27 protein-coding genes and 1 pseudogene are annotated in these 24,145 nt (G+C 72.0%); 3 read left to right on the top strand and 25 right to left on the bottom strand.

Annotated elements, in window-relative coordinates; translation table 11 throughout:
• Nucleotides 1-111 precede the first annotated feature (111 nt).
• Nucleotides 112-612 carry a hypothetical protein gene (locus DMP15_RS28415; RefSeq protein WP_281010738.1) on the bottom strand — a complete coding sequence of 167 codons (501 nt, stop codon included), beginning with the start codon at nt 610-612 and terminating at the stop codon, nt 112-114.
• Between the two features lie 87 nt (nt 613-699).
• The gene (locus DMP15_RS28410) at nt 700-2,391 is read right to left on the bottom strand and encodes a ParB/RepB/Spo0J family partition protein (RefSeq protein ID WP_337826774.1); all 1,692 of its coding nucleotides are present in this window, start codon (nt 2,389-2,391) and stop codon (nt 700-702) included.
• 655 nt (nt 2,392-3,046) lie between these two features.
• On the opposite strand from DMP15_RS28410, the gene DMP15_RS28405 reads away from it, so the two are divergent.
• Entirely contained in the window at nt 3,047-4,303 is a 1,257-nt protein-coding gene (locus tag DMP15_RS28405) for an IS256 family transposase (protein ID WP_337826758.1), read from the top strand.
• Nucleotides 4,304-4,318: 15 nt separating this feature from the next.
• Here DMP15_RS28405 and DMP15_RS28400 read toward each other — a convergent pair whose 3' ends face one another.
• From DMP15_RS28400 to DMP15_RS28385, 4 genes are all read right to left on the bottom strand, one after another.
• Entirely contained in the window at nt 4,319-4,909 is a 591-nt protein-coding gene (locus DMP15_RS28400) for a hypothetical protein (protein WP_337826773.1), read from the bottom strand.
• Nucleotides 4,906-5,673 (bottom strand): hypothetical protein, encoded by a 768-nt coding sequence (locus DMP15_RS28395; RefSeq protein WP_281010734.1) that lies wholly within the window; start codon nt 5,671-5,673, stop codon nt 4,906-4,908. The genes DMP15_RS28400 and DMP15_RS28395 overlap by 4 nt, the downstream gene beginning before the upstream one ends.
• 91 nt (nt 5,674-5,764) lie before the next feature.
• Nucleotides 5,765-6,529, bottom strand: a complete 765-nt coding sequence (locus DMP15_RS28390) for a hypothetical protein (RefSeq protein ID WP_281010733.1) — start codon at nt 6,527-6,529, stop codon at nt 5,765-5,767.
• A complete protein-coding gene (locus tag DMP15_RS28385; RefSeq protein ID WP_281010732.1) occupies nt 6,526-7,659 on the bottom strand; it encodes a hypothetical protein in 1,134 nt (377 codons plus the stop codon). Before DMP15_RS28385 ends, DMP15_RS28390 begins: the two co-directional genes overlap by 4 nt.
• A gap of 747 nt (nt 7,660-8,406) precedes the next feature.
• Here DMP15_RS28385 and DMP15_RS28380 point away from each other — a divergent pair.
• On the top strand, nt 8,407-8,748 hold the full coding sequence (locus DMP15_RS28380; RefSeq protein WP_281010731.1) for a hypothetical protein: 342 nt from the start codon (nt 8,407-8,409) through the stop codon (nt 8,746-8,748).
• Nucleotides 8,749-8,781: 33 nt separating this feature from the next.
• Here the strand turns inward: DMP15_RS28380 and DMP15_RS28375 are convergent, their stop codons facing one another.
• The 19 genes and pseudogenes from DMP15_RS28375 to DMP15_RS28285 all read right to left on the bottom strand — a co-directional run bounded on the left by DMP15_RS28375 (nt 8,782) and on the right by DMP15_RS28285 (nt 22,432).
• Nucleotides 8,782-9,411: a GNAT family N-acetyltransferase gene (locus DMP15_RS28375; RefSeq protein WP_281010730.1), complete on the bottom strand. Its 630-nt coding sequence runs from the start codon at nt 9,409-9,411 to the stop codon at nt 8,782-8,784.
• Nucleotides 9,408-10,172 (bottom strand): lasso peptide biosynthesis B2 protein, encoded by a 765-nt coding sequence (locus tag DMP15_RS28370; protein WP_281010729.1) that lies wholly within the window; start codon nt 10,170-10,172, stop codon nt 9,408-9,410. Before DMP15_RS28370 ends, DMP15_RS28375 begins: the two co-directional genes overlap by 4 nt.
• Nucleotides 10,172-11,944, bottom strand: a complete 1,773-nt coding sequence (locus tag DMP15_RS28365; RefSeq protein ID WP_337826772.1) for an albusnodin/ikarugamycin family macrolactam cyclase — start codon at nt 11,942-11,944, stop codon at nt 10,172-10,174. Before DMP15_RS28365 ends, DMP15_RS28370 begins: the two co-directional genes overlap by 1 nt.
• 112 nt (nt 11,945-12,056) lie before the next feature.
• A complete protein-coding gene (locus DMP15_RS28360; RefSeq protein WP_224404130.1) occupies nt 12,057-12,164 on the bottom strand; it encodes an albusnodin family lasso peptide in 108 nt (35 codons plus the stop codon).
• Nucleotides 12,165-12,669: 505 nt separating this feature from the next.
• Nucleotides 12,670-12,864 carry a helix-turn-helix domain-containing protein gene (locus DMP15_RS28355; RefSeq protein ID WP_337826857.1) on the bottom strand — a complete coding sequence of 65 codons (195 nt, stop codon included), beginning with the start codon at nt 12,862-12,864 and terminating at the stop codon, nt 12,670-12,672.
• Nucleotides 12,850-13,077, bottom strand: a pseudogene (locus DMP15_RS28350) (WhiB family transcriptional regulator); the annotation flags it as partial. The gene DMP15_RS28355 and the pseudogene DMP15_RS28350, both read right to left, overlap by 15 nt.
• 161 nt (nt 13,078-13,238) lie before the next feature.
• Complete coding sequence (locus DMP15_RS28345) at nt 13,239-13,640, bottom strand: hypothetical protein (RefSeq protein WP_281010727.1); 402 nt, start codon at nt 13,638-13,640, stop codon at nt 13,239-13,241.
• A gap of 97 nt (nt 13,641-13,737) precedes the next feature.
• Nucleotides 13,738-14,193, bottom strand: a complete 456-nt coding sequence (locus DMP15_RS28340; RefSeq protein ID WP_281010726.1) for a hypothetical protein — start codon at nt 14,191-14,193, stop codon at nt 13,738-13,740.
• 79 nt (nt 14,194-14,272) lie between these two features.
• Nucleotides 14,273-14,668 carry a hypothetical protein gene (locus tag DMP15_RS28335; protein ID WP_337826771.1) on the bottom strand — a complete coding sequence of 132 codons (396 nt, stop codon included), beginning with the start codon at nt 14,666-14,668 and terminating at the stop codon, nt 14,273-14,275.
• Nucleotides 14,669-14,912: 244 nt separating this feature from the next.
• Nucleotides 14,913-15,644: a hypothetical protein gene (locus DMP15_RS28330; RefSeq protein ID WP_337826770.1), complete on the bottom strand. Its 732-nt coding sequence runs from the start codon at nt 15,642-15,644 to the stop codon at nt 14,913-14,915.
• A gap of 50 nt (nt 15,645-15,694) precedes the next feature.
• The gene (locus DMP15_RS28325) at nt 15,695-15,955 is read right to left on the bottom strand and encodes a hypothetical protein (RefSeq protein WP_224404192.1); all 261 of its coding nucleotides are present in this window, start codon (nt 15,953-15,955) and stop codon (nt 15,695-15,697) included.
• On the bottom strand, nt 15,952-16,239 hold the full coding sequence (locus DMP15_RS28320) for a hypothetical protein (protein WP_281010723.1): 288 nt from the start codon (nt 16,237-16,239) through the stop codon (nt 15,952-15,954). Before DMP15_RS28320 ends, DMP15_RS28325 begins: the two co-directional genes overlap by 4 nt.
• A gap of 117 nt (nt 16,240-16,356) precedes the next feature.
• Nucleotides 16,357-17,526 carry a DUF932 domain-containing protein gene (locus tag DMP15_RS28315; protein WP_281010722.1) on the bottom strand — a complete coding sequence of 390 codons (1,170 nt, stop codon included), beginning with the start codon at nt 17,524-17,526 and terminating at the stop codon, nt 16,357-16,359.
• A 334-nt stretch (nt 17,527-17,860) separates the two neighbouring features.
• Nucleotides 17,861-18,832, bottom strand: coding sequence for a tetrahydrofolate dehydrogenase/cyclohydrolase catalytic domain-containing protein (locus DMP15_RS28310; RefSeq protein ID WP_337826769.1), 972 nt, complete (start codon nt 18,830-18,832; stop codon nt 17,861-17,863).
• A 50-nt stretch (nt 18,833-18,882) separates the two neighbouring features.
• Nucleotides 18,883-19,407, bottom strand: coding sequence for a hypothetical protein (locus tag DMP15_RS28305; RefSeq protein WP_337826768.1), 525 nt, complete (start codon nt 19,405-19,407; stop codon nt 18,883-18,885).
• 32 nt (nt 19,408-19,439) lie between these two features.
• Nucleotides 19,440-20,354 carry an amidase family protein gene (locus tag DMP15_RS28300; RefSeq protein ID WP_281010719.1) on the bottom strand — a complete coding sequence of 305 codons (915 nt, stop codon included), beginning with the start codon at nt 20,352-20,354 and terminating at the stop codon, nt 19,440-19,442.
• A gap of 290 nt (nt 20,355-20,644) precedes the next feature.
• Nucleotides 20,645-21,523: a DUF5753 domain-containing protein gene (locus DMP15_RS28295; protein ID WP_281010718.1), complete on the bottom strand. Its 879-nt coding sequence runs from the start codon at nt 21,521-21,523 to the stop codon at nt 20,645-20,647.
• A gap of 19 nt (nt 21,524-21,542) precedes the next feature.
• Nucleotides 21,543-22,124: a DUF6879 family protein gene (locus DMP15_RS28290; RefSeq protein ID WP_281010717.1), complete on the bottom strand. Its 582-nt coding sequence runs from the start codon at nt 22,122-22,124 to the stop codon at nt 21,543-21,545.
• Complete coding sequence (locus DMP15_RS28285) at nt 22,121-22,432, bottom strand: hypothetical protein (RefSeq protein ID WP_337826767.1); 312 nt, start codon at nt 22,430-22,432, stop codon at nt 22,121-22,123. Before DMP15_RS28285 ends, DMP15_RS28290 begins: the two co-directional genes overlap by 4 nt.
• Nucleotides 22,433-23,041: 609 nt before the next feature.
• Here DMP15_RS28285 and DMP15_RS28280 point away from each other — a divergent pair.
• A complete protein-coding gene (locus DMP15_RS28280) occupies nt 23,042-24,052 on the top strand; it encodes a hypothetical protein (protein WP_337826766.1) in 1,011 nt (336 codons plus the stop codon).
• Nucleotides 24,053-24,145 lie beyond the last annotated feature (93 nt).

Genomic DNA, 24,145 nt, shown 5'->3' with positions numbered 1-24,145 from the left:
GCGTGTCCCACCCGCTCGGTGTCGGTGCCGGTTCATCGCCGCGGACCCCGCACCCGGTGTGCTGACCTTCGGGCGTCACCCACCGAGCCCCGACACCCCGAGAGGGCGTGTTCACCCGGCGCGGGCGATGGCCAGCAGCGTGTCCGGGGCGGTGAACCAGGCGCGCACGACATCGCTCGCGTCGTGCTTGTCGAAGCGGGCGGCGAGGCGTTCGAGACCGCCGGGCATGCGCACGTCGATCTCGGCGACCAGGTCGGCGATCGGGTAGTCGAACCCGGCACCGCCGTAGAGCTCGGCGTACTCGGCCAACGCAAGCTGCTGAAACAGCTCCTGGTCGCCGAGCCCACGCACCGCCTGCTCGACACCGCCGGCGGGTGCGGGCAGCTGGTAGACGACGCCGTCGTTGAGCGCGACCTGCATCGGCGGGTTGTCCGGGAACTCGGCGGCCAGGTCAGTGGTGTCGACGCTGATCCGCAGCAGCGGGCCGGGCTGCCAGTACGCGCTGACCAGAACTCCACCGACGCGCAGCGCGGGGCGCTGGTCGTCAGTGGTCTGCGGCAGGAACTGGGCATCGCGGTTGAGCTGGTCGTGGACGTGCTCGGTCTGGGGCATCTCGATCTCCTTCGTGAAGGGTGGTGCGCAGACACGCCCGGGCGGGACGGCTGTGCCGGCCCGCCCGGGCGTGTGGTGGGTGCTGGGTCAGTCGGACTCGTCGTCCGGGAGACCGCCGGGCTCGGCGCTGTCGAGCTCGGCGGCGGCGGTGTCCGGCTCGCAGTCGGGGGCGGGCCCCGCGGCTGCGTCCTCCTCCTCGTCCGCGTCGCCGCCGTCGACGTTGTCGCCCGGGGCGCGGGTGGCGGTGTGGTCGGCGTTCGGGTCGAGGGCGAGCTGTTCGACCTCGCAGAGCGTGTAGCCCCAGTCGCGGAGCTGGGACAGGTAGCGCTGCGTGGCGGGGTCGGCGTTGCGCCAGTTGCCCTGGTGAGTGCCGGCCTCGTAGGCGCCCAGCACGAACGCCAGCGACAGCATCGTGGCCCGGGCGGTGCTGGTGGTGCGGGCGGCCTCGGCGAGCGGGTTGACCCGACCGCTGTAGTAGCCGCCCCCGTCCGGGGCGGCGAGCCCGAGCAGCTCACACGCCAGCGGGTTGCCCGATTCCATCGCCTTGCGCAGGGCGTGAGCACCCTGGCCGAGCTCGGCGGCGACATAGATCGCCGCGCCCTTCGGCGCGGACTTCTTGGCCAGCAGCTCGGCCAGCCACTCGCGGCGCACGGTCTCCGCCGACGTCCACGCCTTGTTGTTGGCGATCACCCGCCGCCGCTCGATGCGCGCCGCTTCCTTGTCTCGGGCTTCGCGAGCGGCGCGCTCCTCGTCGCTCTCACCCGCACTGCCACCGGCGGCTCCCGTGCGGATGCGCATGCTCTCGCGCAGCGGGGCGTGCCCGTGCGCGGTCGGGTCCAGACACAGCCAGCGCACCCGGGACTGGGGGTCCTGGCCGTAGTGGCGGACGGTCACCACTTCCGCGGCGTGGCCGGGGCAGTCCCGGTGGGCCTCCTCCTCCAGGACGGTGTCGTCGGGATCCTCGGAGCTGGGCCGTAGCCGGAACAGCTCGGTCGCGGCGGTGTAGCGGTCGTCGTCGCGGTCGATGACCGGCACCCCGGCCTCGGTCAGTTCGGCGACCGCAGCCGCATACACCTGCTGCTCGGCGCGCGCGTCACGCAGCCGCTGCGCGACGTGGCGGAACCGCTCCGGCTCCCGCACCGCGACGACGGTGAGCTGCTTGACCGCCTCGTCGTCGTCCTCGAACTCGGCGATCATCGACATCTGCACCAGGTCCAGCTCGTAGCGCGACCCGATCGCGACCGCCCGCGCGCTCTGCGCGGCCTGGGTGGTCTGGCGGACCCGGTCGGCCTTGGTGCGCACCACTTTCGCGATGTCGGTCGGCTTGAACCCCAGGCCGAGCAGCTGCTGGTGCGCTGCGACTTCCTCGGCGTCGGCGATTCCACGCCGATGCTGATTCTCGACCAGTTGTTCGACGATTCGTTCGGCCTGCCCGTCCCGGTAGTCCTCGCTGTCGGTGTCGACGTCGTCGCCGTCCTCGGAGGCCGGTTCGGGGGAGATGATGACCGGCACCTGGGACAGACCGACCCGGACCGCGGCCAGCGTGCGGCGCTGACCGGTGCGCACGATCAGGGTGCCGTCGCTTGCGCGGCGGCGCACGGTGATCGGTTCGCGCACTCCGCGGTCGCGGATCGAGGCGCAGAAGTGCGGGTCGAGGTTCGCGTCGAGGCGGGTGTTGACCTCCAGCTCCAGGGTGTTCGGGTCGACCAGCGCAAGACGGCCGAACGCCGCCGCGTCCAGCACAGCCGTCTCGGTGGCAGGGGTCGGTTCTACGGTCATCAGACCTCCCACAGGGGAAAGCGGCCCGCCCCGGGGCACGCGTGCCCCGGGGCGGTGCGCCCCGCGAAGCCCGGGGGCGCACCACGTGGCTCGGGCAGCGCCGGGGCCGGGCCGGCGGGGGTTCTGCCGTGGTCACCCCGGTGTGGACCCGCCCGGCCGTGCCCTGCCCACCTGCTGTGTGTCGTGGGGCGGGTTCACCCGGGGGGATCGCGCGGCAGGTTCATCGCCGATGTCCGGTCCCGGCGCTGCCAGCGTGTGTCCGCCCCTGGCCGGGGCGGACACAGCCGCGGAGCCGACCCTCACTGCACCTGTCTGGCCGTCGCGTGGTCGTGACCGTGCGGGCAGACCGGCTGGTGGGTGTGTGGGCACTGGTGTGTCGGCACCGCATCCACCTCGGTGGTGGCCGCGACCTCGGCCAGAGCCCTGGTCAGGGCGGGCAGCAGCCGAGGATGCACCGCGAGCTGCACCCGGGCATACAGCGGCCAGCGCACACCGCCGAGCCGCACTGCCTGTTCAGGTGGGCCGGTGACGGTTACGTCCGCGGAGGTGGTGTACGGGTTCGTCGCTGGTGAGCGGCGTGGCGTCGTGACGTGAGACGGCCACCGCGTGATCTTTCTCGAGTACCGACCAAGGAACTCCAGGAAGGACCACCACGATGGCCGCACCACACAGTGTGGACCCTGCCCAGCTTGTCGAGGAGTTCGCCTCGGCGGGTGTGTCGCCGGATCTGTTGCAGACGATGATCGCGACGACGGCGAACGCGTTGATGTCGTCGCAGGCCGATCAGCAGTGCGGGGCCGGCTATGGCGAGCGCAGCAGCGAGCGGACGAACCAGCGCAACGGCTACCGGGCCCGGGAGTGGGACACCCGAGCGGGCACGATCGAGTTGGCGGTGCCGAAGCTGCGCCAGGGCTCCTATTTCCCGGACTGGCTGCTGACCCACCGCCGCCGCGCCGAGCAGGCCCTGGTCACCGTCGTGGCCACGGCCTACCTACTCGGTGTCTCCACCCGGCGGGTGGAGAAGCTGGCCGAACAACTCGGGGTGAAGTCGCTGTCGCGTTCGCAGGTCAGCGAGATGGCCACCCACCTCGACGGGCAGGTCGCCGCGTTCCGCGAGCGCCCGCTCGACCAGGGCCCGTACACGTTCGTGTGGGTCGACGCGCTCACGGTGAAGGTCCGCGAAGACGGCCGGGTGGTCAACGTGCACGCGCTGCTCGCGACCGGGGTGAACGCCGACGGGCACCGCGAGATCCTCGGCCTGGATGTGGCCTCCAGCGAGGACGGAGCGGGCTGGTTGGCGTTCCTGCGCGGTCTGGTCGCCCGCGGCCTGTCCGGGGTCCAGCTCGTCATCTCCGACGCCCATCCCGGCTTGGTGGCGGCGATCGCCTCGGCGTTGCCGGGTGCGGCGTGGCAGCGGTGTCGCACCCACTACCTGCGTAACCTGCTCTCCCGTGTTCCGAAGTCGGCGCAGCCGCATGTCGCTACGCAGGTGCGCACGATCTTCGACCAGCCCGACGCCGACGCCGTCACAGCCCAGTACGGACGCGTGGTCGACACTCTCACCGCGCGCTGGCCCGACGCAGCCGAGCACCTCGACAACGCCCGCGATGAGCTGCTGGCGTTCACCGCATATCCGCGCGAGGTCTGGCGCCAGATCTGGTCGAACAACCCTCAAGAGCGACTGAACAAGGAGATCCGCCGTCGCACCGACGTGGTCGGGATCTTCCCCGGCCGCGACTCCCTGATCCGCCTCGTCGGCGCCGTCCTGGCCGAACAGAGTGATGAGTGGACCGAGAACCGCCGCTACATGGGCCTCGATCTACTGGCCCGCTCACGCATCCGCATCGTCACCACCGAAGCCGCACCGACCGGCAGCGAGGCACTCATGACAACCGAGGCAATAACCGCCTAGAATCCCGAACCAAGATCACGCGGAGTCGATCTCATACACCACTCCGCCGGACGTGACCCCGGTGACCTCGTGCCCGAGCCGGACGTCGCTGATCCGGACCTGCTCGACCGCGCCCCGGTAGGGGTGCTCGGTGGACAGGGTCAGCGCGGGCAGATGCGGCGAGCCGGAGCGCTCGACGGTGCCGGGCAGCGCAGCGAGGTGCTGCTCGGCCTCGTCGAGGACAGCGTCCTCGGCCGCGGCGAGGGCGTCGGCGGCAGCCCGCCACGCCCGTGCGGCGGGACGCACGGCCCGGTATGCCCGTAGCAGTCGCCGGGACACATCAGCGGCAATGTGCTCGGCCGGGCGTGCCGGGGACACCGTGATCGTCGCGCCCAGCTCGGGCATCGGCACGTCGCGGGCGTCGTCGGGGTCGCCGCAGCCCACGATCACCCGCCCGGCCTGCGGGCCGTAGCTACGGATGTGCAGCTCCAGTCGGTCACCGCCCGCGCTGACCAGCCCGACCCGCCCCTGGGGCTCGGTGACCCGCCAGGTCTGCTCGTCGAAGGTGCTCAGCGCGGCCGCGAGGCGCGCGCCGATCTCACCGACGCTGCACTCGGGGCGGTTCACGCGTTCACCGCCCCGGCACCCGGGGCCAGCAAGCGGCTGCGGCGCAGGCCGGCGGCCATCTCGGCGGCCAGGTCGTCGACGGTGAGCACGCCGAGCTGGTGGTCGAGTATCCGATCCCGGGCCGGTTCGAGGGCCTGGTCCAGAGCCTGGGCAAGGTAGGCCGCGATCATCGGCACCGCCGGGTCCTCACCATCGGGTGCCGGTCCGGGGTCGACGCGGCCGGCGAGCTCGTCGAGCGGGGCGTGCCCGTCGTCGTCGAGCTCGACGTCGGTCAGCCCGATCGCGGCGAACGCCGCGTCGAGATGCTCGACCAGGTCACCGCCGCAGACGCTGCCGGCGTCGGCTTCGCGCAGCTGGGTCCAGGCCACGAACAATCCCAGGATCCACCGATCCGCCGGCACCTGCGTGCTCATCGCCCACGGGCTGTGCCCGCCAGCGGGGGCCAGCGCGCGCAGGGTGTCGTACTGGCGTGGGCTGGCCGGCGCGGTGGAGGGTTTCTGGTGGCGCCCCAGCACAGGCAGCAGCCCCTCGGGGGCGGTGGTGTCGGTGCACCCGGCCTCGGTCAGCTCGCCGTGCCGGTTCCACGCGCTGTAGGCCCAGCCGATGCGCTGACGGTCCTGCTCGTGCGGGGCGAACCACACCTGCCCACCCAGCCGGGTGGTGAACAAGAACGAGGCCTCCCCCGGCGCGGGGGGCTGGGTGATCCGGTCCGGGTCGAGGCCGCGGACGGAGAAGATGCGGCGAATGTCAGCCAGGGTCGTCATCGACAGGGGTCCAATCTCTGCAAGCGATGCGGGGGACAGCGGCGCCCCGAGCCCGGTGGTCCGGGCTCGAGGCACCGCAGAACGTGCGAGGTCAGGTCGCGGCTGGAGCCGGCTGGGGCGCGGGGCGGTAGAGCTGCGCGACGTGTGTGGCGTGCCCGGCGCGCTGCCATGGCGGCCCGGAGATCACGGTGGGCATGAGCTGCCATCCGCCCTGGGCCAACGCGGCCGCCGCGGCGCGGGCGGCCGGGTCGCTGATCTCGCCGAGCGCCGGCCCGGGTGGGGCGTGCACGATCTGGGTCCCTGCGACCGGATCGTCGATGTAGATCAGCCCACTCGGGCGGTCCCACTCGGCCTCGACCGGCGCAGAGATCGGCACAAACCCGGCGGCCGGTGACCCGGCCGCAAGCTCCCGGTGACCCGCGACGATCCGGTCCTGCCAGGCCAGCCCGGTGACGACGGCGAGGGCGCCCGGGTCGACCTGCAGGACCTCTGGGCGGGGCAGGGCGGCGGCCGGGACGTAGATCTCGCCGGAGCTGTCGCACTCGCCGGTCCACACGCCCAGGTCCGGGGCATACAGCGCGGCGGCGCCGAGGCAGCCCTCGTATGGGTCGTCCCAGGCCAGCCAGGTCGCGCCCGGCGCGACCGCGCGCAGCAACCCCGGCAGGTGCTCGTCGGCCACCGCCCCGTATCCACCCTGGGTGCTGGTGTAGGTGGCGCCGAGATAGATCCCGGCCCGCGCCGCGGGCGGGTCGTCGTCGACACACACCAGCTTGAGCTCGTCGAACACCACGCTCAGCGGGGTCGCCTCGCCGGCCGGGAGGTCGACCACGGTCACCGCGAACTCCACGGCGCTCACGCCGCCACCGCCGGCGCCGGGGTGTGGTCCTCGGGCTGCGGGTCGCGTGTGCCGTCGAACGGCGCGATCGGGGCGAGCTCGTCGACGATGTCACGCGCCACCCGCAGGACGGTGGCCGCGGCGGCCCGCACGATGTCGATGTCGCCGTCGGCCCAGCCCATGACGTAGGCGTCGGTGTAGGGCTCGGAGTCCAGCCCGAACGCGGCGCACACGATGTGGGCTACCGACTCGGCCTCGGTCTCGGCGCGCCCGCGGTGCTGTACCGGCGCGACGAAGCTGACCTGGTCGAGGTGTCCGCACCGGATGTGGGCGAGCTCGTGGATGGCGGTCTTGATCCGCTGGGCGTGGCTGACGTCGTCGCGCACCCGCACCAGCCGTGTGTCCGGCCCGGCCACGGTCACCCCGTTGGCCGTGCCCAGGTAGTCGCTGCCGGGGGCGGCGAGGGCGTAGTCGTAGCCCTCGGCGCGGATCATGGCGACCACGTCGTCGTAGACCCCGGTCGGGTCGTCACCATCGAGCAGGACCGCCTGCTTGCCGCCGTGCAGCTTCACCTGGCGCCGCACCGCCACGGTGGGCACCTCGTAGTTGTCGGCCCACGGCGGAAGCGGCGCGGTCTGGGACAGCTCGAACGTCCGCTCGAACTTCCAGCCCGCGACAATGATCGGCAGCCGGTTCTGCGCGTCGCGCACGATCTTGCGGCCGGTGCGCTGCTCGTAGTCGGTGACCTCGTCCTCGCGCAGCCGCCGCTTGACCGGCGCCCAGATCTTGAACCCGGTCTCGCCGGCCATCACGGTGCGCTTGTGCTTGCGCCAGCCCGAGCTTCCGTCGTGGGCGCCGTAGGCCATGAACATCCGCGGCTCGATGCCGCGCTCGGCAGCCTGGGTCATGAGCAGGATCTGGTTGCCCAGCGAGTAGCGCGCGCCCCACTCGGCGACGGTCTCGATGAACTCCAGCCACTCGACCGGGTCGGCCGCCAGGCGCTCGAGGCGGGCCATCATGTCCTCGTGCGCGGCCGCCATCGCCTCACGACGTGCCTGCAGCTGCTCCTCGGTCGGCGCCGGCCGCGTGCGCTTGCGCGTGCGGGTCTTCGTCGCCGCGCGGGTGCGGGTGCGGGTGGTGGTCTGTCCCATGAGGGGCTCCGATCAGACGAATCAACCGCTCCCACCGGCCCCTGGGGAAGCAGGGCCGGTGGAAGCCCCACCGCGGTCGCGGTGGGACGTGACTCGCCCGCAGACCGGCGGGCGGCGCGGCGGGGCCGCGCGCTCGCCCGACCGGCGTGACACCACCCCACCCGCCCGAGGCGAGCAGACGTCGTGAAGCCGGTGGTGTCACCCGCGTCGGGTGCGGCCGGCGCGGCATCGTCGGGAAAGCCGCCCGCCGGGCTGCAGAGTCACCACGGCCCACCCCCGCCCGCGGTGCGGCCGAACCGCCACCGAACCCAGGCACTACCGAACCGGGTGGTGGCCCTGTGCCGACGCGCGTTGCGCAGCGCCCGGACCGCATGGGTAGTGGTCCGTAGAGTGCGGTCGGGGTGGACGGGCCAGGTAGCGGCCGGCCCGTCCACCCCTTCGCGCGCCGTGGATCACGGCTCGCACTTGCAGCACTTCCACCGCCCGGCCTGGCGGTCGTAAACCATGTAGCAGCCATCAGCACACATCGCTGGTCACCTCCTCTCCCGAGCTCGCGGATGGGTCCGGTCGGCGCCGCCGCGGCGGCCGCGGCCGCCGCCGGTGGTCGTCGGGGTCCAGGCCCCAGGGCTTCTAGAACCGGGTCAGCAGCCTGCGGACCGTGTCCGGGCTGGGGTACCGACGGGCGACGGCGCCGACCAGCTGCGCCCCTGCGGGTCCGAGCCCCCGACCGCGGGCCCGGGTGGCCGCGTGCCAGTGATCACCTCGGCGCTGCTCGGGCGCGGGTTCGCGATGCTGACCGACATGGCCCCGGACGCGCTGCGGGCGGCGCCGGTCGTGCCGGGGTGGACCGGTGTGATCACCGGCTACGACCGGCTCCGCCTCGGTGCACCGGGCGAGCAGTTCTACGACGGGGACCTCGGGGCCGCTGTCCCCGCCCGGTGGCACGCCACCGCGCTGTCTCGCGGCTGGTTGGTCGTACTCGTCGCCACCCGGCTGGATCTGCACCGCGACGACCGTGCCGAGCAGGCACACAGCGCCCTGCACGACGGTCGGCTCCTCGCCGGGCAGGTCCCGCTACGGGGCCGGTGAGCCCCGTAGCGGGCTCCTGCGGGACCGGGCCGCTCAGCCGGTGGGCAGGTGGGTGTCGGCGACGACGTCCATGAGCAGCTCGTCGGCCTCGGCGCCGTGCCAGTAGCCGGCGCGGCGCAGCCGCCCGGCCTCGCGGAACCCGGCCTTCTTGTAGGCGGCGATCGCGCCGGTGTTCGGCTCGAGGACCTTGAGCCACACCGACCGCAGCGCCGAGATGGTGAAGGCGTAGTCCAGGGTCAGCCGGGTCGCCTCGGGCGCCAGGTTGCGGCCGCGGCCGTCCGCGCCGAGCAGAATGATGAACTCCGCGGTGCGCACGTAGTGGTCGATGCGCAGCGCGCTGGTCCCGACCGGCACCGGCTCACCGGTCCGGGTGAGGTCGTAGATCGTGAACCGCGGGATGGTGCCCATGCTGCGGGCTTGGGCGTCGTAGCCGGCCAGGCGGGCTTCGAGGGATTCCGGGGTCTGGCGGCCCATGCCGGCGATCACGGCGGGCTCGTTCTCCCACTGCCAGTACAGCTCGGCCAGCTCGCGGGTGAACGGGCCCAGCGCGGTGCGCTCGCCCCGCATCCACAGCAGCGGCGCGGCCGCGGCGGTGGAGTCGCTCTGCACGGCGCCCCCGGGGTCGGGGGTGGTGGTGTGGTCGTTGGAGGTCGTCAGCGTCATGAGGTGTCTCCTCTCGCCGCCCGGCCACAGGTGCGCGAGGGCACGGTGGCAGGTTCGGGCAGCTGGATCAGTGGTGTGAAGCGCAGCGTGGAGGTGGGCTCGCCGACGGGGCAGCCGTCGAGGCTGAGCCAGGCGTGCAGCCTGATCGGATCCGCGGCGATCCCGTGGCACCACCCAGCTCGCCGGCCGGTGACGGCCAGGGCGAGCATCGCCGCGACGGTTTCCTCCAAGCACGCTGTCCGGAACGGAGACACGCCTCCGATGACGCGTACACAGTCTAGGACCGCCACCACCTGGGTGTCGCGTACCGGGCGTCGTGCCACCCAGGTGGTGATCCGGACGAGGCGCAGGAGCCGGGAGAACGCGTGCGTTCGGCGCCCGGCTGTGCGCACGAGCAGCACCGTCGCCAACGCGCACGCCGCGAGGGGCGCCCACGCCGGCGACAGTGGGCCACGTTCCGGGAGTGCGCCGGGCGCTTCCTGGGTGCCCCAGCTGGGGCCGGTCGCCGGGAGCACCACGACCGGTGCGGGCGCCGTGTCCGACCGGCCCGGGCGGAGGAACCCTGCGCCCGACAGGCTGGCGGCCAGCCCCTCGGCTGCGGTGCCGGGCGCCCAGGTGCCAGTGGCGTCGAGGGCGAGGAACGCTTCGCGTTGGGCACCGAGCAGGGCGCGCACGGCACCGGTGAGCTCGTGTAGCAGCACGAGGGTGTGGCCGAGATCTGCGGCGCGGACCTCGGGCGGACGGACGAACCGCGTGGTCATCAGAAGACCTCCCATCGGGAACAGGTCGAGACCCTCGGTGGCGGGTCCTCGGCTGTGGAGGCCCATCGGGCGGCCGAGGGCCACTGGTCGAGGGCGCGTAGCCACACCTCGGTGGCCAGCACGGGGTTGAGCTGGTGGAACCCGATGCCCGGGGCGCCGGCGGCCGCCCGGGTGAGCAGCGCCCGGTAGCGGGCGGGGTCGATGAGACTGCGGGCGGCCAGTTCGCCGTCGACGAGCGCGGTGAGGGCCCCGAGGTGGGTGCGTAGTCCTCGGTACTGATCGGGAGTGAAGTCGCCCTTGGTCCGGCGCGCGGTCACCGTGTCGGGCAGCAGCCCGGTCATGGCCTGGCGCAGCAGCGGCTTGTAGTCGCCGGGGCCGGCGCGCCGGGGTCCTGGGATCGCGAGCGCGGCGTCGACCACGCCGGGGTCGGTGAACGGGTTGTGCAGGCTGATGCCGTGGAACTGTTCGGTGATCTGAGCGTCGGCTCGGGCGGTGCGGGCCACGACCCGCATCGCCGTGCGGGTCCGCGCCGCCTCCCCCGGCTCACCCCGAGCGGCGGCCGCGCAGGCCTGCGCGAGCAGCGGCCAGACCGCGGTACGCCGCAGGCGGGCCCAGCCCAGTGCGTGCCGCAGCAGCTGGGCCTGGGCGCGCGCTGTTCTTGTGGCGGCGAGGTCGGGCAGGTATCCGGGCTGCGGGCCGAGCAGGGTGTCGCCACCGTCGCCGGTCACCAGGTCACCGACGCCGAGCGCGGCGAGCACACCGAGTTCGGCGTCGAATCGGGCGATCGCGATCGTCGAGGGCGCCGGCTCATCGGTCGCCGGGACCAGCTCACCCATCTGCCCGTAGGGCAGGTGACGGTCGTCGAGCGGGCAGAGCAGGTGTGTCAGCGACCGGGTCCGCCCGGCCAGCCCGATGCGGGCGTAGTCGACTGCGGCGCGGGCGTAGTCGAGATCGCCACCCGCGGTGATCCCGGCCGGGTGCACCGTGACTGCCAGAACGGTGCCGGGCACGTCCTCGCCGCGAGCGTCCCGATGCTGGGCCAGCAGCATCGCCAGCGACGTCGAGTCCATCCCACCGGAGCAGTCCGCCGCCACCGCGGCGCCGGTCGAGCCGGGACCTTCGGCGACCCCGGCGACCGCGTCCCGCAACGCCTCCCGAAGCTGGTCAGCCTGCCGCTCGGACACGGCGCCGGTGGCGGTGAGCGGGGAGATCGTGATTCCCGCCGCGGAGATGGTCAGCCGTACGCCGGGTGGCACCGTGGTGATCCCGGCGAACGCCGACCGGTCCCCGGCCCCGTGCTCGCCCCCGGGATCACCGTCGTGTCCGGGGTGTAGGTGCTCGTGCAGCCACGTGTCGTCGACGCCCGAACCGGTCAGGGCGGCCAGCGCCAGCGAACTCGACCCCCACAGCGCAGCACCGTCGTCGGTGGTCGTGGTGTAGATCGGCTGGACCCAGCCAGGATCGGTGAGCACCACCGTGGCGTGTGCGGTGATCTCGACGACGGTGTAGGCCCCGGACAACGCGGTGACCGCGGAGTCGGGGACACCGGAGCGCACCCATCGGGTCATCAGATCGACGTCGCAGCGGGCTCGGCCCAGGACCGCCACGGTCCGGGCGGGGCCCTGCACGATCGTGACCTGTGAAGCGGGCCAATCCCCGCACAGCCATGCGGTACGGATGTCATCGGCGAGCGCGCGGCCGCCGGCCGGGTACCCGGCCCCGGTGGAGCCGGTGCCGGTGGGGCCGCGGCCGCCGAACCATCGAACACTCATCTCCTGACCTCCCAGGTTGGGGTGTTGTGGGGCACCCCGGGTGGGGTGCGGTAACGACGAGGGCCCGGTGAACGACAGTGCGTTCACCGGGCCCTCGTGCCTCTCGCCTGGATCAGGCGTAGACGTAGCGCTTGTCCTCCGACGTGCCGGAACCACCGCCCTCGGTCAGGACCGCGGCGTCACCCAGCTCGACCATCTCGGTCTCGGTGTGCTGCGACATGCAAGATCACCTCCTCTCAGGTGTGCTCGTGGTAGGCGCATCAACCAGGTACTGGCCGCGCGCTTCCTTCCCCGGCCGCTACCGGCCGGCTCCGGGGCCCACCGCCGGTCGCGGTGGGACGTGACTCGCCCGCACCGCGCGGGCCGCCGCGCCGGGGACGCGCGCTCGCCCGACCGGTGTGACACCACCCCGCCCGCACTCAGTGGGCCGAGGGACGAAGTCGGTGGTGTCACCCGCGTCGGGTGCGGCTGGCGCGGCATCGGTGGGAAAGGCGGACCGTGGGGTGCAGAGTCGCCACGTCCCCACCTCGACGGCGGAGGATGCTCCGACCGGGCGCCACGGTGGTCCCGGCCGCAGTCGTGCTACCCGCGCTGTGGGGATTCACCCCGGCGCCACGAGGCGGCGCAGCGCGTCGGCGTCGGTAGTGCTCTGACGACTATCGTCGGATTCCGCGCTCGTCCGTCTTGTGATCGCGGGTGAGCTGCGAAGGCCCCCCGCTCGCCGGCTATGCGCTGGTGCGGGCGTCGGCCCGCCACCGGTCGAGAGTGCGGCGGCTGACACCGGCCTGGGCGGCGACGTCGTCGATCCGATCGCCCTGCTCGACCCGGGCGATGGTCTCAGCTCGTCGTCGGGCCCGTTCACTGCGTGGAGTCCGGGGGCCGGCGCGGCAGGGGCGGCGGGCGGTGCGGGCGCGCCGCACGGCGCGCCGCTCGTCCTCGCTCAGCCCGCCCCACACCCCGAAGTCCTGCCCCGTGGACAGGGCCCACTCCCCGCAGGCGGCGGCGACCGGACACCGGCGGCACACGGCCTTGGCGGCTTCGAGCTGGTGCGCGGAAGCCTGCCCGGGCCCGGTGACGAAGAACAGCTCTGGGTCCTCGTCACGACACGGCAGGGCGTTGTCCAGGAAGTTCATCGCTACTCACCTCTTTCGGCGGTCGGGTGGGGTGGAGACCGGGCGGGGCACCGCCTGAAGGGGTGGCTGGTGCCCCGCCCGGTGGCCGACCGGGGGTCAGTCGGCCGTCTGGGGAGCGGTGGTCGAACCGTCGGCGGGCTCGGCGGGGAAGAAGGTGACGGTCACGGTCGGCTCCCTACTGCTGGTGTTCGGGCGGGCAGTCCGCCGTGGTGGATGACGTAGAGGTCGGTGAGGTGCTCGCAGACGTCGCGGGACTGACCGGCGGTGATCATCGGGAGGAACTGGCGGGTGTAGATGCCGCTGCTTCCTTCGACGAAGCACGTCCCGCCGGGCAGCAGGTCGCACGGCTCCGGGCCCGCGCCGGGGACCTGCTCGCGTACGTCGTGGAACTCGACCCCGCCCATGTCCGGCGCGTCGAGGTGAGCCCAGAGCTCGACGGCTCCGGCGGGGCCGGAGCAGATCAGGGAGTGCTTGGTGTGGAGTCCGCGGACCTGGCGCCGACCCCAGAGGGTCAGGCCGGGAATGTGGAGGATCTCGCCGTTGATGTGGGCCAGGGTGGTCATCGCGTGTGCCTCTCGTTCGGGACCGGCTCGGAGCCAGAGCCTGTGGTGATCGGCGGCCAGGGGGAGCGGGAGTGCCCGTCCTCGTGGCCGGAGGTGGTCAGGCGCTCGCGCGGTTCATCACGCGCCCGGCGATCAGGACGTTGTGGTAGGCGGTGAGGGCGTCGCCGCTGGTGCCGCCGTCGTCCTGGACGTTCTGCGCCGCGCGGGTGGCGTCGGCGACGAGGCCGGGCAGGACCGGCTCGATCACGAGATCGAGGACGACGTCGGCGAGGGCGCCTTCGTGGTCGGCGAGCACGCGCAGGGGAACCCCGGCGCGGTGCAGCGCGGCGCCGATCAGGCACATCGGGCGGTGGCCGTCGGCGCTGACGTAGCGGCACGAGGACAGCCCGTGCTCGACGCTGTTCTCGGCGAACAGCGGGTGGTGATCCTGCGGGTCGACGTAGGCCTCGGGATCGGTGTCGATGTCGGGGTAGGTCCAGTTCAGGCCGCGGTCAGCGACCACGGCGTGCAGCGCAGCGGTGAGCTGGTCCTCGGTGATGGCGAAGGTAGGCATGACGAATGCCCCCTCTGGAGAAGGTGGGATGGGAGGCGACACGGGCCCCGGCCCTGGCTGGGCCGGGGCTCACCGGGGGTCAGCGGTTGAGCAGGTCGCGGTGGTAGCCGGCCAGGACCACGATCACGGGTCCGAGGTCGCTGGCGTCGAAGATCGGCCGGATGTCGCGGGCCAGGGCATCGTCGGCGAGCGTGTCGGGATAACAGATCCCGACGGTGACCTCGTCGCCGGTGAGCTCGCAGTCCTCGCCCAGCTCCTCGGCCCCCCGGTCCGCGCACAGCGGGTGGACCGAGTGCAGGGTGACCGAGAGCCCGTCGGTCCTCGTGCGCGTGGCCCACGAGTCTGCGAGCCAGCGCATCTCCACCGCGCCGTGGTCGTCGGAGACGACCAGCCGGATCCAGTGCGGATCCGGCGCGATGTGGACGCCCAGCCCGTCGAACCGGGTCGAGCGCTCCCGGAGCCGGTCGAGGCTCAACGCCTCGCCCCGATGGCCGGGGGCGCGCTGCGCGTCTCCGGCGGCCCGACGAGTGGTTCGGTGGGGGTTCTGCCGTGGTCGCGGTGGCGTGGACCCGCCGGGCGGTGGTGCTGCGCATGCGAGTAGCTGCGGGGGCGGGTTCACCCGCGGGGACCCCGCGGCAGGTTCATCACCGAGCCACCCGTCGGGATGCCAGCGTGGGTCCGCCCCCTTACTGCGGGGCGGACCCCGTACCGGCAGCCGCCTACCGCTCCGCGATGGCGAGGTGGTCGTGGCCGTGCCGGCACAGCGGCTCGTGGGAGTGCGGGCACTGGTGTGCTGGCACAGAGCTGATGTCAGCCGCCCAGCCGAGTACCGCGAGGGCTCTCGACAGGTCGGGCAGCAGCCGCGGGTGCACCCGCATCCGGACCTCGGTGTAGAGCGGTGCTGCGCCGATCCCGCCGACCTCACGGTTGGCGTGGGCAGCTCGGATCTCGTGTTCCAGCGACGGCTCGGCGACATGAACCTGATCGATGGGTCCGGCGTGCGGGTGCGCCGACTGCAGCAGCACTCCCGCACCGACGCCGTACGCGCCGCGCCGCACCAAGCCCCGAAGCCCGGCCAGGTTGGAGCGGACCTCGGCCAGGATCGATTCCTCGGCGGCGGCGGTGCGGGCGTCGGCGGCGCGCCGCCATTCCCGCGCCGCAGGCCGGGCGGCGCGGTAGGGCTCGACCATGCGACGATGCAGATCGGCGGCGATCCGGGCCGCGGGACGGGCCGGATCGGCCGTGGCCCGGGCCCGCAGGGCCTCGGCGCCCGGCACGTCCCGGGCGTCCGACGGTGACTCGCAGGCCACGATCAGCCGCCCGGTCTCCGTGCCGTGTCGGCCGATGCGCATCCGCAGGACGGCGCCGTCGGCCGCGGTGAGCAGCACCCCGCGCTGCTGGGTGCTGACCGTCCCGCTGTCCTCGTCGATCGCGGTCAATGCCGCGGCCACGGCAGAAGCGATGTCACCAGTGACATCGCTGTCGCTCACCTGCGCGCGGATCATGACCGCACCTGCCCGTTGTGTGCCTGTTCCGCGAGGTAGAGCAGGCTGCTGTCGTCGTTCAGCCCGATCGCTGTGAACATCTCATCGAGGTGGCCGACCAGGTCGGCCCCGCTGATCGATCCGCCGCCGACGTCCTGGAGGTCCCGCCAGGCCACGAACAGTCCGAGAATCCACCGCTCGGCAGGGCCGTCGGCGCGAAGCGGGAACGGCCGGTGCGCGGCCGGCGGGGCGAGGCGGGCGAGCACGGCGGGGATCACGCGGCACGCCGGTTGGTGAGGCGGTGCAGGACCGGTAGGACGCTCTCCGCCATGGTGGAATCGGTACGGCCGTGCTCGACCAGCGCACCGTGGGCGGTGACGAGGTAGTGCCAGCCGATCCGCCAGCCGGCCCGCTCGAGCGGGGCGAACCACACCCGTGGCCCGTCCGGTGTGGTGAGCACGAACGCGGGTGTGCCGTGACTGTCGGGTGGGGTCTGGGTGAGCTGGTCGGGATCGATACCGCGCACGGAGAAGATCCGCCGGATGTCGGCAATCGTGGTCATCGCTGGAGCTCCTGTTCGCAAGGGGGATGGTGGTCAGACACGCCCCGGACCCGCCGACCGGCACCCCGCTGACTACGAGCGGGTGCCGGTCGGACGGGTTGCCGAGGTGGGGAGCGGTCAGCTCGCGGCCGCGGCGAAGGTGGCCGAGAGCTGCATGGCCTCGATGCCGCGGGACTCGACCTCGTAGGCCTCGTCGACGTCGGGGATGCTCTGGGCGGCCGCGGTGACCGCGTGCAGCACCCCACCCGAGGTCGGGGCCCCACCGCGGATGAAGTGGGTCAGGATCGAGTCCTGGGCGGCGGTGGAGAAGCGCAGCTTCTTGCTGACGTGCTCGATGGTCTGCTGGGGGCGGGTGACCTCGACCCCGGCGTCGGCCTCGATCTCGGCGATGCGCTCGGCGACCCAGACCGGGTCGAGGAACTTCCCGACGGCGTCGCGGGTCATCTTCTTCGCCAGGGCCAGGCTGGCGGCCTGGGTGTCGGCCGACCAGTCGATCTGGCCGTGCTCGAGGCGCCCGCCGGCGTGGACCTCGTCGATGGCGTGGCGGGTCAGGGTCATGCCGTTGTTGCAGATCTGGACGGTGAGCTGGGGGATGAGGCGGAACTTGCCCTGCCCGGTCTCGGAGTTGGTCAGGACGAACCCGGCGAACACCGTCGGGTTGTCGGCGCCGCGGTCCCCGGAGAACGGGGAGGTGTAGCCGGTCAGCAGTGCCGGCGCCATCGCCGCGACCGCGGTGGAGCGGATCTTGACGTACATGCGGGATTCAGACAGGTCCGCCGAGACGATGTCGACGGGGTGGTCGGCCTCCCGGATCCCGTCCAGGCAGGTCATCAGCACGTCGAGGTTCTCGATGGGGCGGTAGCGGTCCGACAGCAGTGCCCGCATCACCCCGTGCCGGCTGTCACCGTCGGTCAGGCCGCGCACCAGGAACCGGCGATCGGGCCGGTGGGTGAGCCAGCCGTTGACGTTGTCGTCGTAGAGGTCGATGTTCTGCTCGCGGGTCCGCCGCAGGTAGGCGGCCGGGATGCCGAGCTTGTCGGCGATGCCGTTGTCGGCGGTACGGGTCGGTGCGAGGGTCAGGTCACCGGTGGTGACCCCGTCCATCGACAGCTCGCTCCTGCCGGCGCCGTGCACGAGCATCTGCCCGCCCTGGGCAGCCAGGGCGGACGCGGCGACGACGTGGTCGGTCTTGGCTGCCTGCTGGGTGCGCAGCAGCTCGACCATGCTGCTCAGGTCGGCGTTGCGGGTGGTCAGCGCAACGGCGTTCTGGTCGGTGATCTGCTCCATGACAGGGGTTCCGTTCTCTCGGGCGTACGCACCGGCCCCTGGGGAAGCGGGGCCGGTGCGGTCCCGACCGCTGCGGTGGGACGTGACTCGCCCGCACCCCGCGGTTCGGCGCGGCGGGGCTGCGCGCTCGCCCGATCGGCGTGACACCACCCGAGCACACGACCGGAAGCCGACGTGGCGACCGTGGTGTCACCCGTGTCGGGTGCGGCAGGCGCGGCATCGTCGGGCAAGCCGGGCCGCGGGGTGCAGAGTCACCACGGCCCATCCGGCTGCGGTCGTGGCCTCCCCGGACCCTGCGCTCACCGGCAGCTCATCCCAGGTGGCGCAGCTGTCGCTAGTCCAGGTCGAAGCCGTTCTCTTCATCGAGTTCATAGGCCTCGTCGATGGCGTCGCCGAGCTCGTGTGCCTGGAACTGTCCGTTCTGGATCTCGTGGTGGAGCTGTAGCTGATGGTCGACGTCTGTGTGCACGGTCGTGAGCGTTCGGTGCTGTGTGTCGAGGCCGTGGAAGTGCCACGAGTCGAGGCCGGGGGCGGCGGCTTGCTGGACCAGACGTTCTGAGAGGACGGCCATCTCGACCGGTCCGATCCCCCCGGGGACGGGGGTGAGGTTTCGCGGCAGTAGGGCCGCGTCGGGGTGGAGGTCGCCGCGGGGGCCTGCTGGGTGCGGGGTGAATCCGGAGTCGACGACCAGGCGATGCCCGGGGTGGATGTGGTCGGGGGTGAGCAGCCAGGGGCTGCCGGTGGTGGAGAGGACGACGTCGGCGTCGCGGAGCCGTCGCAGGTCGTCGCCTACCTCGAGGAGCATTGGGTCGTGGCCGCCCTGGTGGAGGAGCGCGACGACGCCGGAGCCGACGAAGCCACTGCTGCCGACCACTGCGATTCGGGCGTCGGCCAGGTAGGGCTCGGCGATGCGCGCGACGCCGGCCGCGGTTGCGCATGCTGTGCGGGGCGCGAAGACACCGAGCGAGTCGATGTCCTTGGCAGGGTCGATCTCGTCGAGCAGCGCGAGCACAGGCCGAGGTGGCGGGGCCTGGACGATGATCGCGGCGACGAGGGGGTCGTCGTTGGCGCGGTGGATGAGTTCAGAGATCTCGCTGTCGCCGATGGTGTCGGGCACGACGACGAGCTCTGGCGTGACGCCGAGCGCGGTGAAGGTGCGCACCTTCTGTTCGGCCGAGATGCGGGACGCCTCCATTCGTGTGGCCCAGAGTGGGGCGTCGGTCGTTGACTCGAATCGCACGACCATCACCCTGACGCCGTGTTCCTGCAGTGTCGCGGCGTAGGCGTCGCGGTAGGTGTCGCGCACCTCGCTGAGGATGGCGCGGCCCGGGACCTCGCGGGTCTGGGATGTGCCGGTCATCCCTGGGGCGTGCCGGTGTCGGCGCTGTCCTGCCGGGGCCGGGGGATGTCCCACGGCATCGCGGCGAGGACCTCCTCGACCGGGCGCAGTCGGAGCTCGCCGAGCAGTCGGTCGGAGTCGTCGTAGTTGAGCCGAATGACCTTGTCCCAGCCCGGGGCGGTGTAGCGGTCGAGTGTCCAGTGCAGGCCGACGCGGGTCAATAAGTCCGGGCCAGTGGGGTCGACGCTGGAGAACTGGCCGTGGTGGACGAGCCAGGTGATCGTGCTCGGATCGACGCTGCGCGGCACGAGCTGGGCGTACGCGTTGTTCGCGGCGCCGGCGATGTCGGACAGGATGTAGTGGCTGCGGGGCTGGCCACGGAGCTCGCTGAGCACGACGGTCAGCAGGAGGCGATCGGCCGCGGCCGGGTCACGGGCGCCGCGCAGCCGCGCCAGGCATGACGTTGTCGACCCGTAGCGGTGCGTCCAGCTCAGGATCGCGTCGCTGGCCAGTGTCAGGCCGTGGGTGTGGGCCGAGGTCATGGTGTTCATCATCGTTCACGGCTCCGGGTTCGTCATGGCCTGCTGAGTGGGGGAGCGATCGGGGCCGCGGGTATGTGGGCGTCGAGTAGTCGCAGCAGCAGCTCGTCTGCGCGGGGACGGGCGATGATCTGCAGGCCGACCGGGCAGCCGTCGGTAGTGAATCCGGCCGGCACACTGGCTGCGGGGTGCCCGGAGAGATTGATGCCCCACGTGAGCGCGACGCTGAGGTGGTCGCCGGGGCCGTCGTGGCCGTGTGCTCGTCCGGGGGTTGTGGGTGTCAGCAGCAGGTCGGCGCTCTGGAAGAGCGCGGCGAGCCGGGTGTTGTGGTCGCGTCGCGATCGCTGAGCGTGGCGGAGTTCGGCTGCGCTCGACGAGGTGCTGCGCAGCGTCGTCCAGGCGCGCTCGGGGTCGGTGAGGGTGACCCCGGGTCGGGACAGGGTCAGGCCGGCGCGGGCGCACACGGCCTGGGCTGCTCGTTCAGCGATCCCGGCCACCTCGGGGTCGAGGTGTGGACCGGCGTAGCCGAGGGTGGCCGACCATGCTGCGGTCGTCAGAGGGCTCGGTGATGTCCCTACCTGGGGGGACCAGTCGGGGAGCACGGTTGCGGCCCAGTGCTGCAGGAGGGTCGGGTCGCGGACCAGCACGCCGGGCACGGCGAGCCCTGTCGGGTCGGAGGTGGGGGCACGGCCGGTGGTGGGCTTGAAGCCGATCACGTGGCACCACGCGGCCGGGATGCGGACGGATCCGGCTCCATCACTTCCGCAGGACAGAGGGACGATTCCGGCAGCCACCGCCGCGGCGGCGCCGGCGGACGACCCGCCGGGGGACAGGTCCGGTCGCCACGGATTACGGGTCGGGCCGCGATCGGTGTGACCCCAGGTTTGGTGGCGGGTTCCGGGTCCGGGCACCGTAGTGGTGCCGATCGCTACTGCGCCCGCGTGGATCATGCGTTGAGCAGCGGGGTGATGCAGCCCCCGGCGGCCTTTCACGGTGATCGGCAGGCCGGCTAGGCCAGGAGCGTCCTGAGGGGACGCTGGGGTGCTGCCGCCGGGTAGGCGTCCGATCTCGAGGAATGCGCGCAGTGTCGGGTCGGCGCGACGGGCATGCTCGAGAGCAGCGTCGACAGCCGAGTTCAGGCCATGGCCGGGGTCGGATGTGAGGTGGTCCGCAGTGCGGGTGTCGTTGATCGAGGCTGTGCCCTCCTCAGTTGCACGGGCAGAGCCCGTTGCTGACCGTTCTACTCGGCTGGGTGGCCGGTGCTGTTGAAGATCTGGGCGTAGGAGTCGTCGGCCAGCTGGCGGACCAGCTGCCGGGACTGCCCGGGATCGAGTGCTGCGTCGCGGTAGATGCGGTGCCGGCGCCGGTAGCACTCCACTCTGGTGGGGTCGTCCTCGCGGTACTCGCTGGCCTCGAGCTCGACGACGACAGTGGCCGGAGTGTCCTGCCCGGTGAACTCGAACAGGTCGAAGCTCGCCCCGTATCTGCTGGGCATGTCGGTGTCGGTGGGGATGATGCGAAGCGAGACTGTCGGGAAGTCGGCGACCTCGGCGAGGCGGCGGAGCTGTTCGGCCAACACTGCCGGGCCGCCGAGACGGTGTCGCAGAACGGCCTCGGTGATGACGACATCGAAGTTCGTCGTGGGCTGGTAGAGCAGTTCCTGGCGGGCGACGCGGGCCATCACGGCGGCATCGGCATCCTCGGCATCGAGACCGACGACCTCGCGCATCAGGAAGTTGGCGTAGCGGGCGGTCTGCAAGAGTCCGGGGATCATGGCGTTCTGGAACACCCGGATCTGGGTGGCGGTACGCTCCAGCTCGTCGTATCGCGCCTGGTGGGCACGCCATCCGGCCGTATGCAACGTGGTCCAGTCGACCATTCCGCCGGCTTCGGCGGCGAGGCTGAGCAGCGAGTCGAGGTCCGCGCCGGTCGCATCGACGGTGTGTTCGGCCCAGGACCGGATGAGGTCTTCGTCGAGACGTCGGGTCTGACCTGTCTCGAGTTTCGAGACGGTGGCCTGGGAGATACCGAGCAGCAGGCCGAGCTCGGTACCGGTGAGCCCGGCAGCCTTCCGGCGCGCGCGCAGGCGCGAACCGAGCTGTGACTTGGCCTTCTGCAACCAGGGACTCCTTCGGGGACTACCGGCTCAGTGACGGGACGGTGAGGGCGGGCGGTGCGGGTACCGGTGTGGTGCGCTGGCGGGGCACGGTGTCGAGTGCGTAGCGCCCGGCCGGCACCGTCGTGGCCAGGTCGATCAGGAGCTGGCGGATCTGGACGAACGGCGCGACGTCTTCGACAGGCTCGGCTCCGAGGAACCGCCCCTCGTCGTCGAAATGTTGGACGAATGCCGTCGTGTCGTCGAAGAGCCAGAAGTCGGGGACCTCAGACCAGGCTGGGTCGAGCTGTTCGCGGTCGATGACCTCGATGTCCTCGCCGGCGGCGATGTTGTCGGGGTAGGCGGCGAACTCGAAGCGGGTGTAGTCGGTGACGGGTCGGCCAACGACCCGCACGCGTCCGATCTGCGCTCCGCGGGTTCGGGCGTCCTCGACGATGCGGATCCAGCCGTTGTTGTCCCGGGTCTTGCGCGGCAGTGTGCCCTCGCGCAGGAACGCCTGGATGCGTTCCTGCTCTCCGTCGACGGTGTAGACGTCGCGTCCCTCGTAGCGCCAGGCGTAGTCGGTGAACCGGTCGTACATCCGCCCGAGCTCCTCTGCGCTCATGCGACTGCCTCCTGGTCGAGTTCGACGAGGTTCTCGTGGCTGGGGGCGTTGATCGTGTTGAGCACGATCGGATCGGTGACTTGCCTGCCCCGCACGAGCACGCGGTCATCGCCGGCGGGGCTGACGGTCCAGGGCCAGTCGGGCTGCCCGGTGGCGTGGGCGTGTCGGCGGAGCAGCTCGTTCGGGACCACGACCGCGTCGGTGTCACCGCTCACTGCGTCTCCCTGCACGACGATCGTTCCCCGGTCTGTGGCGTAGGTGTTCGGGCAGTTCCCGCCCTCGCAGCCCATGTCCGCGATCCTGCGCATTCCGCCTCCGCGTGCCTCATGACGAATATTCCACGAGCACCGACGAGCGTAGCGGCCGACCCCCACCCGCGAAACGTCCAACGAGGAGCCAATCGGCGCGGTTACGCCGGAGTAACCACACACCACGCTAGAGAATATTCGTAATATTCGCTAGCGTTGAGGTGCCTCGGCGGGTGTTGCAGCACCCGCCGAGGCGTGGATCGCACGACCTGACTTCGACTCGAGGGGTACGACCCATGTCCAGGATCGCAGTGTCCTTCCCGCCCCGTCCCGGGCCCCTGGCCGCTGGAGGCGGTGCGTTCGTCCAGATGACGGCCGTCGACGGTCTCGAGCACGAGATCGGGCCGGACGACCACAGCTCGGGCCTCGGCAGGGGGTGCTACCGGGCGATGTGCGGCGCGGTGATCGCGCCGGCGTCGCTGACCGCGTCGCCGGGAGCTGTGTGCCGTGTGTGCGCGGTGGAGGCCGTGCCGCATCCGGAGACCGTTGAGACGGACAGCCGCAGAGCTCGTCGCTCGACGGCAATCTGGCTACGTGGTCTGCGGGCCCGTGCCGCCCGGCTGACCTCGACGGTATGGGCCGGGGGCGTGGATGTCGCAGCGTAGGTCCGTGCAGTCCTTGCGGGAGCGGGCCGCTCAGCTCGCCGCCGAGGCGGAGCACTCGGCCCAGATCCGTGCGCTGTCGGTGCATCCCGATGTGGTCGCGTTGCAGGTTGAGCGGGTTCGCCGGACGGTGAACCGGTTGATGTGGAGCGGCATCGTGCTCGGGATGGCGTTCTGCATGACCAACGTGCAGGAGTTCGGGGCGGAGGGGACAGCGCGGTGGTCCCCGGGCTGGTGGGCAGCGTGGCTTCTCGATCCGATGGTGTCGCTGGTGTTGATCGCGGTGGTGCTTGCGGAGCAGACGACGTCGCGGTGGCAGCTGTCGACACCGGTCTGGGCTCGTCGCGCTCGCTGGGCGACGCTGGGCGCGACGTATGCGATGAACACCTGGAAGGCGTGGGGAGCGCTGGATCCGGGGCTGATTTTGCTGCACTCGGTTCCGCCGCTGGTCGTGTTCGTCGCGACCGAGGCTGCGCCGGAGATCCGGGACCGTCTCACCGAGGCGGTCAAGGCCGCTGCGGCGGACTCGGGGCGGGGGCCGGCGACAGTTGCTGAGGCCGCTGCCGCGATAGGCATCGCAGGAGCTCAGCCCACAGCCGCCGACCCCACCGAGCTGCAGGCTGTGTCCGCACCGGGTGGCGCTGACGGTGAGCCGCAGATTCGTCCCGCGGACGGTACGGACGTCGTGGGCCGTTGGGACCGTGAGGAGCTCCTGAGCGCGGCCCCGGCGGTTCGGGTCGAACAGGTCAAGGACCTGATACGTGGGGGCCTGGTTCCGTCGGTGGAGCTCACCGGCTCTCAGGTCGGCGCCATCTTCGGGCAGTCGGCGCGCACTGGGCGCCGCGATATCGAGGAAGCCGAACGACAGCTGGGTACGGCACAGAACTTGGGTGCCACCGATCGGCAGCGGCGTGGAGGCCTGACTGCCGCTCCGGAGCACGACATCGCCTCAGACGGTCCTGGTGTGTTGGTCGTCGTGGGGGCGGAGCGCTCTACGCCGGTGGGGGTGAGCGCATGACTTCTGCCGAGTTGCACGGCGTGTTCCCCGCCCCCGAGGACTCGTCGACGTTCGAGCCCCAACAGAGTCGGGCGACCGATCCGGATCCACTCC

It is taken from the genome of Pseudonocardia sp. UM4_GMWB1 (genome assembly GCF_017312155.1).
GTDB lineage: Bacteria > Actinomycetota > Actinomycetes > Mycobacteriales > Pseudonocardiaceae > Pseudonocardia > Pseudonocardia alni.
The sequence above is the reverse complement of the archived record's forward strand: the minus strand, read 5'-3'. Positions and strand labels throughout refer to the sequence as shown.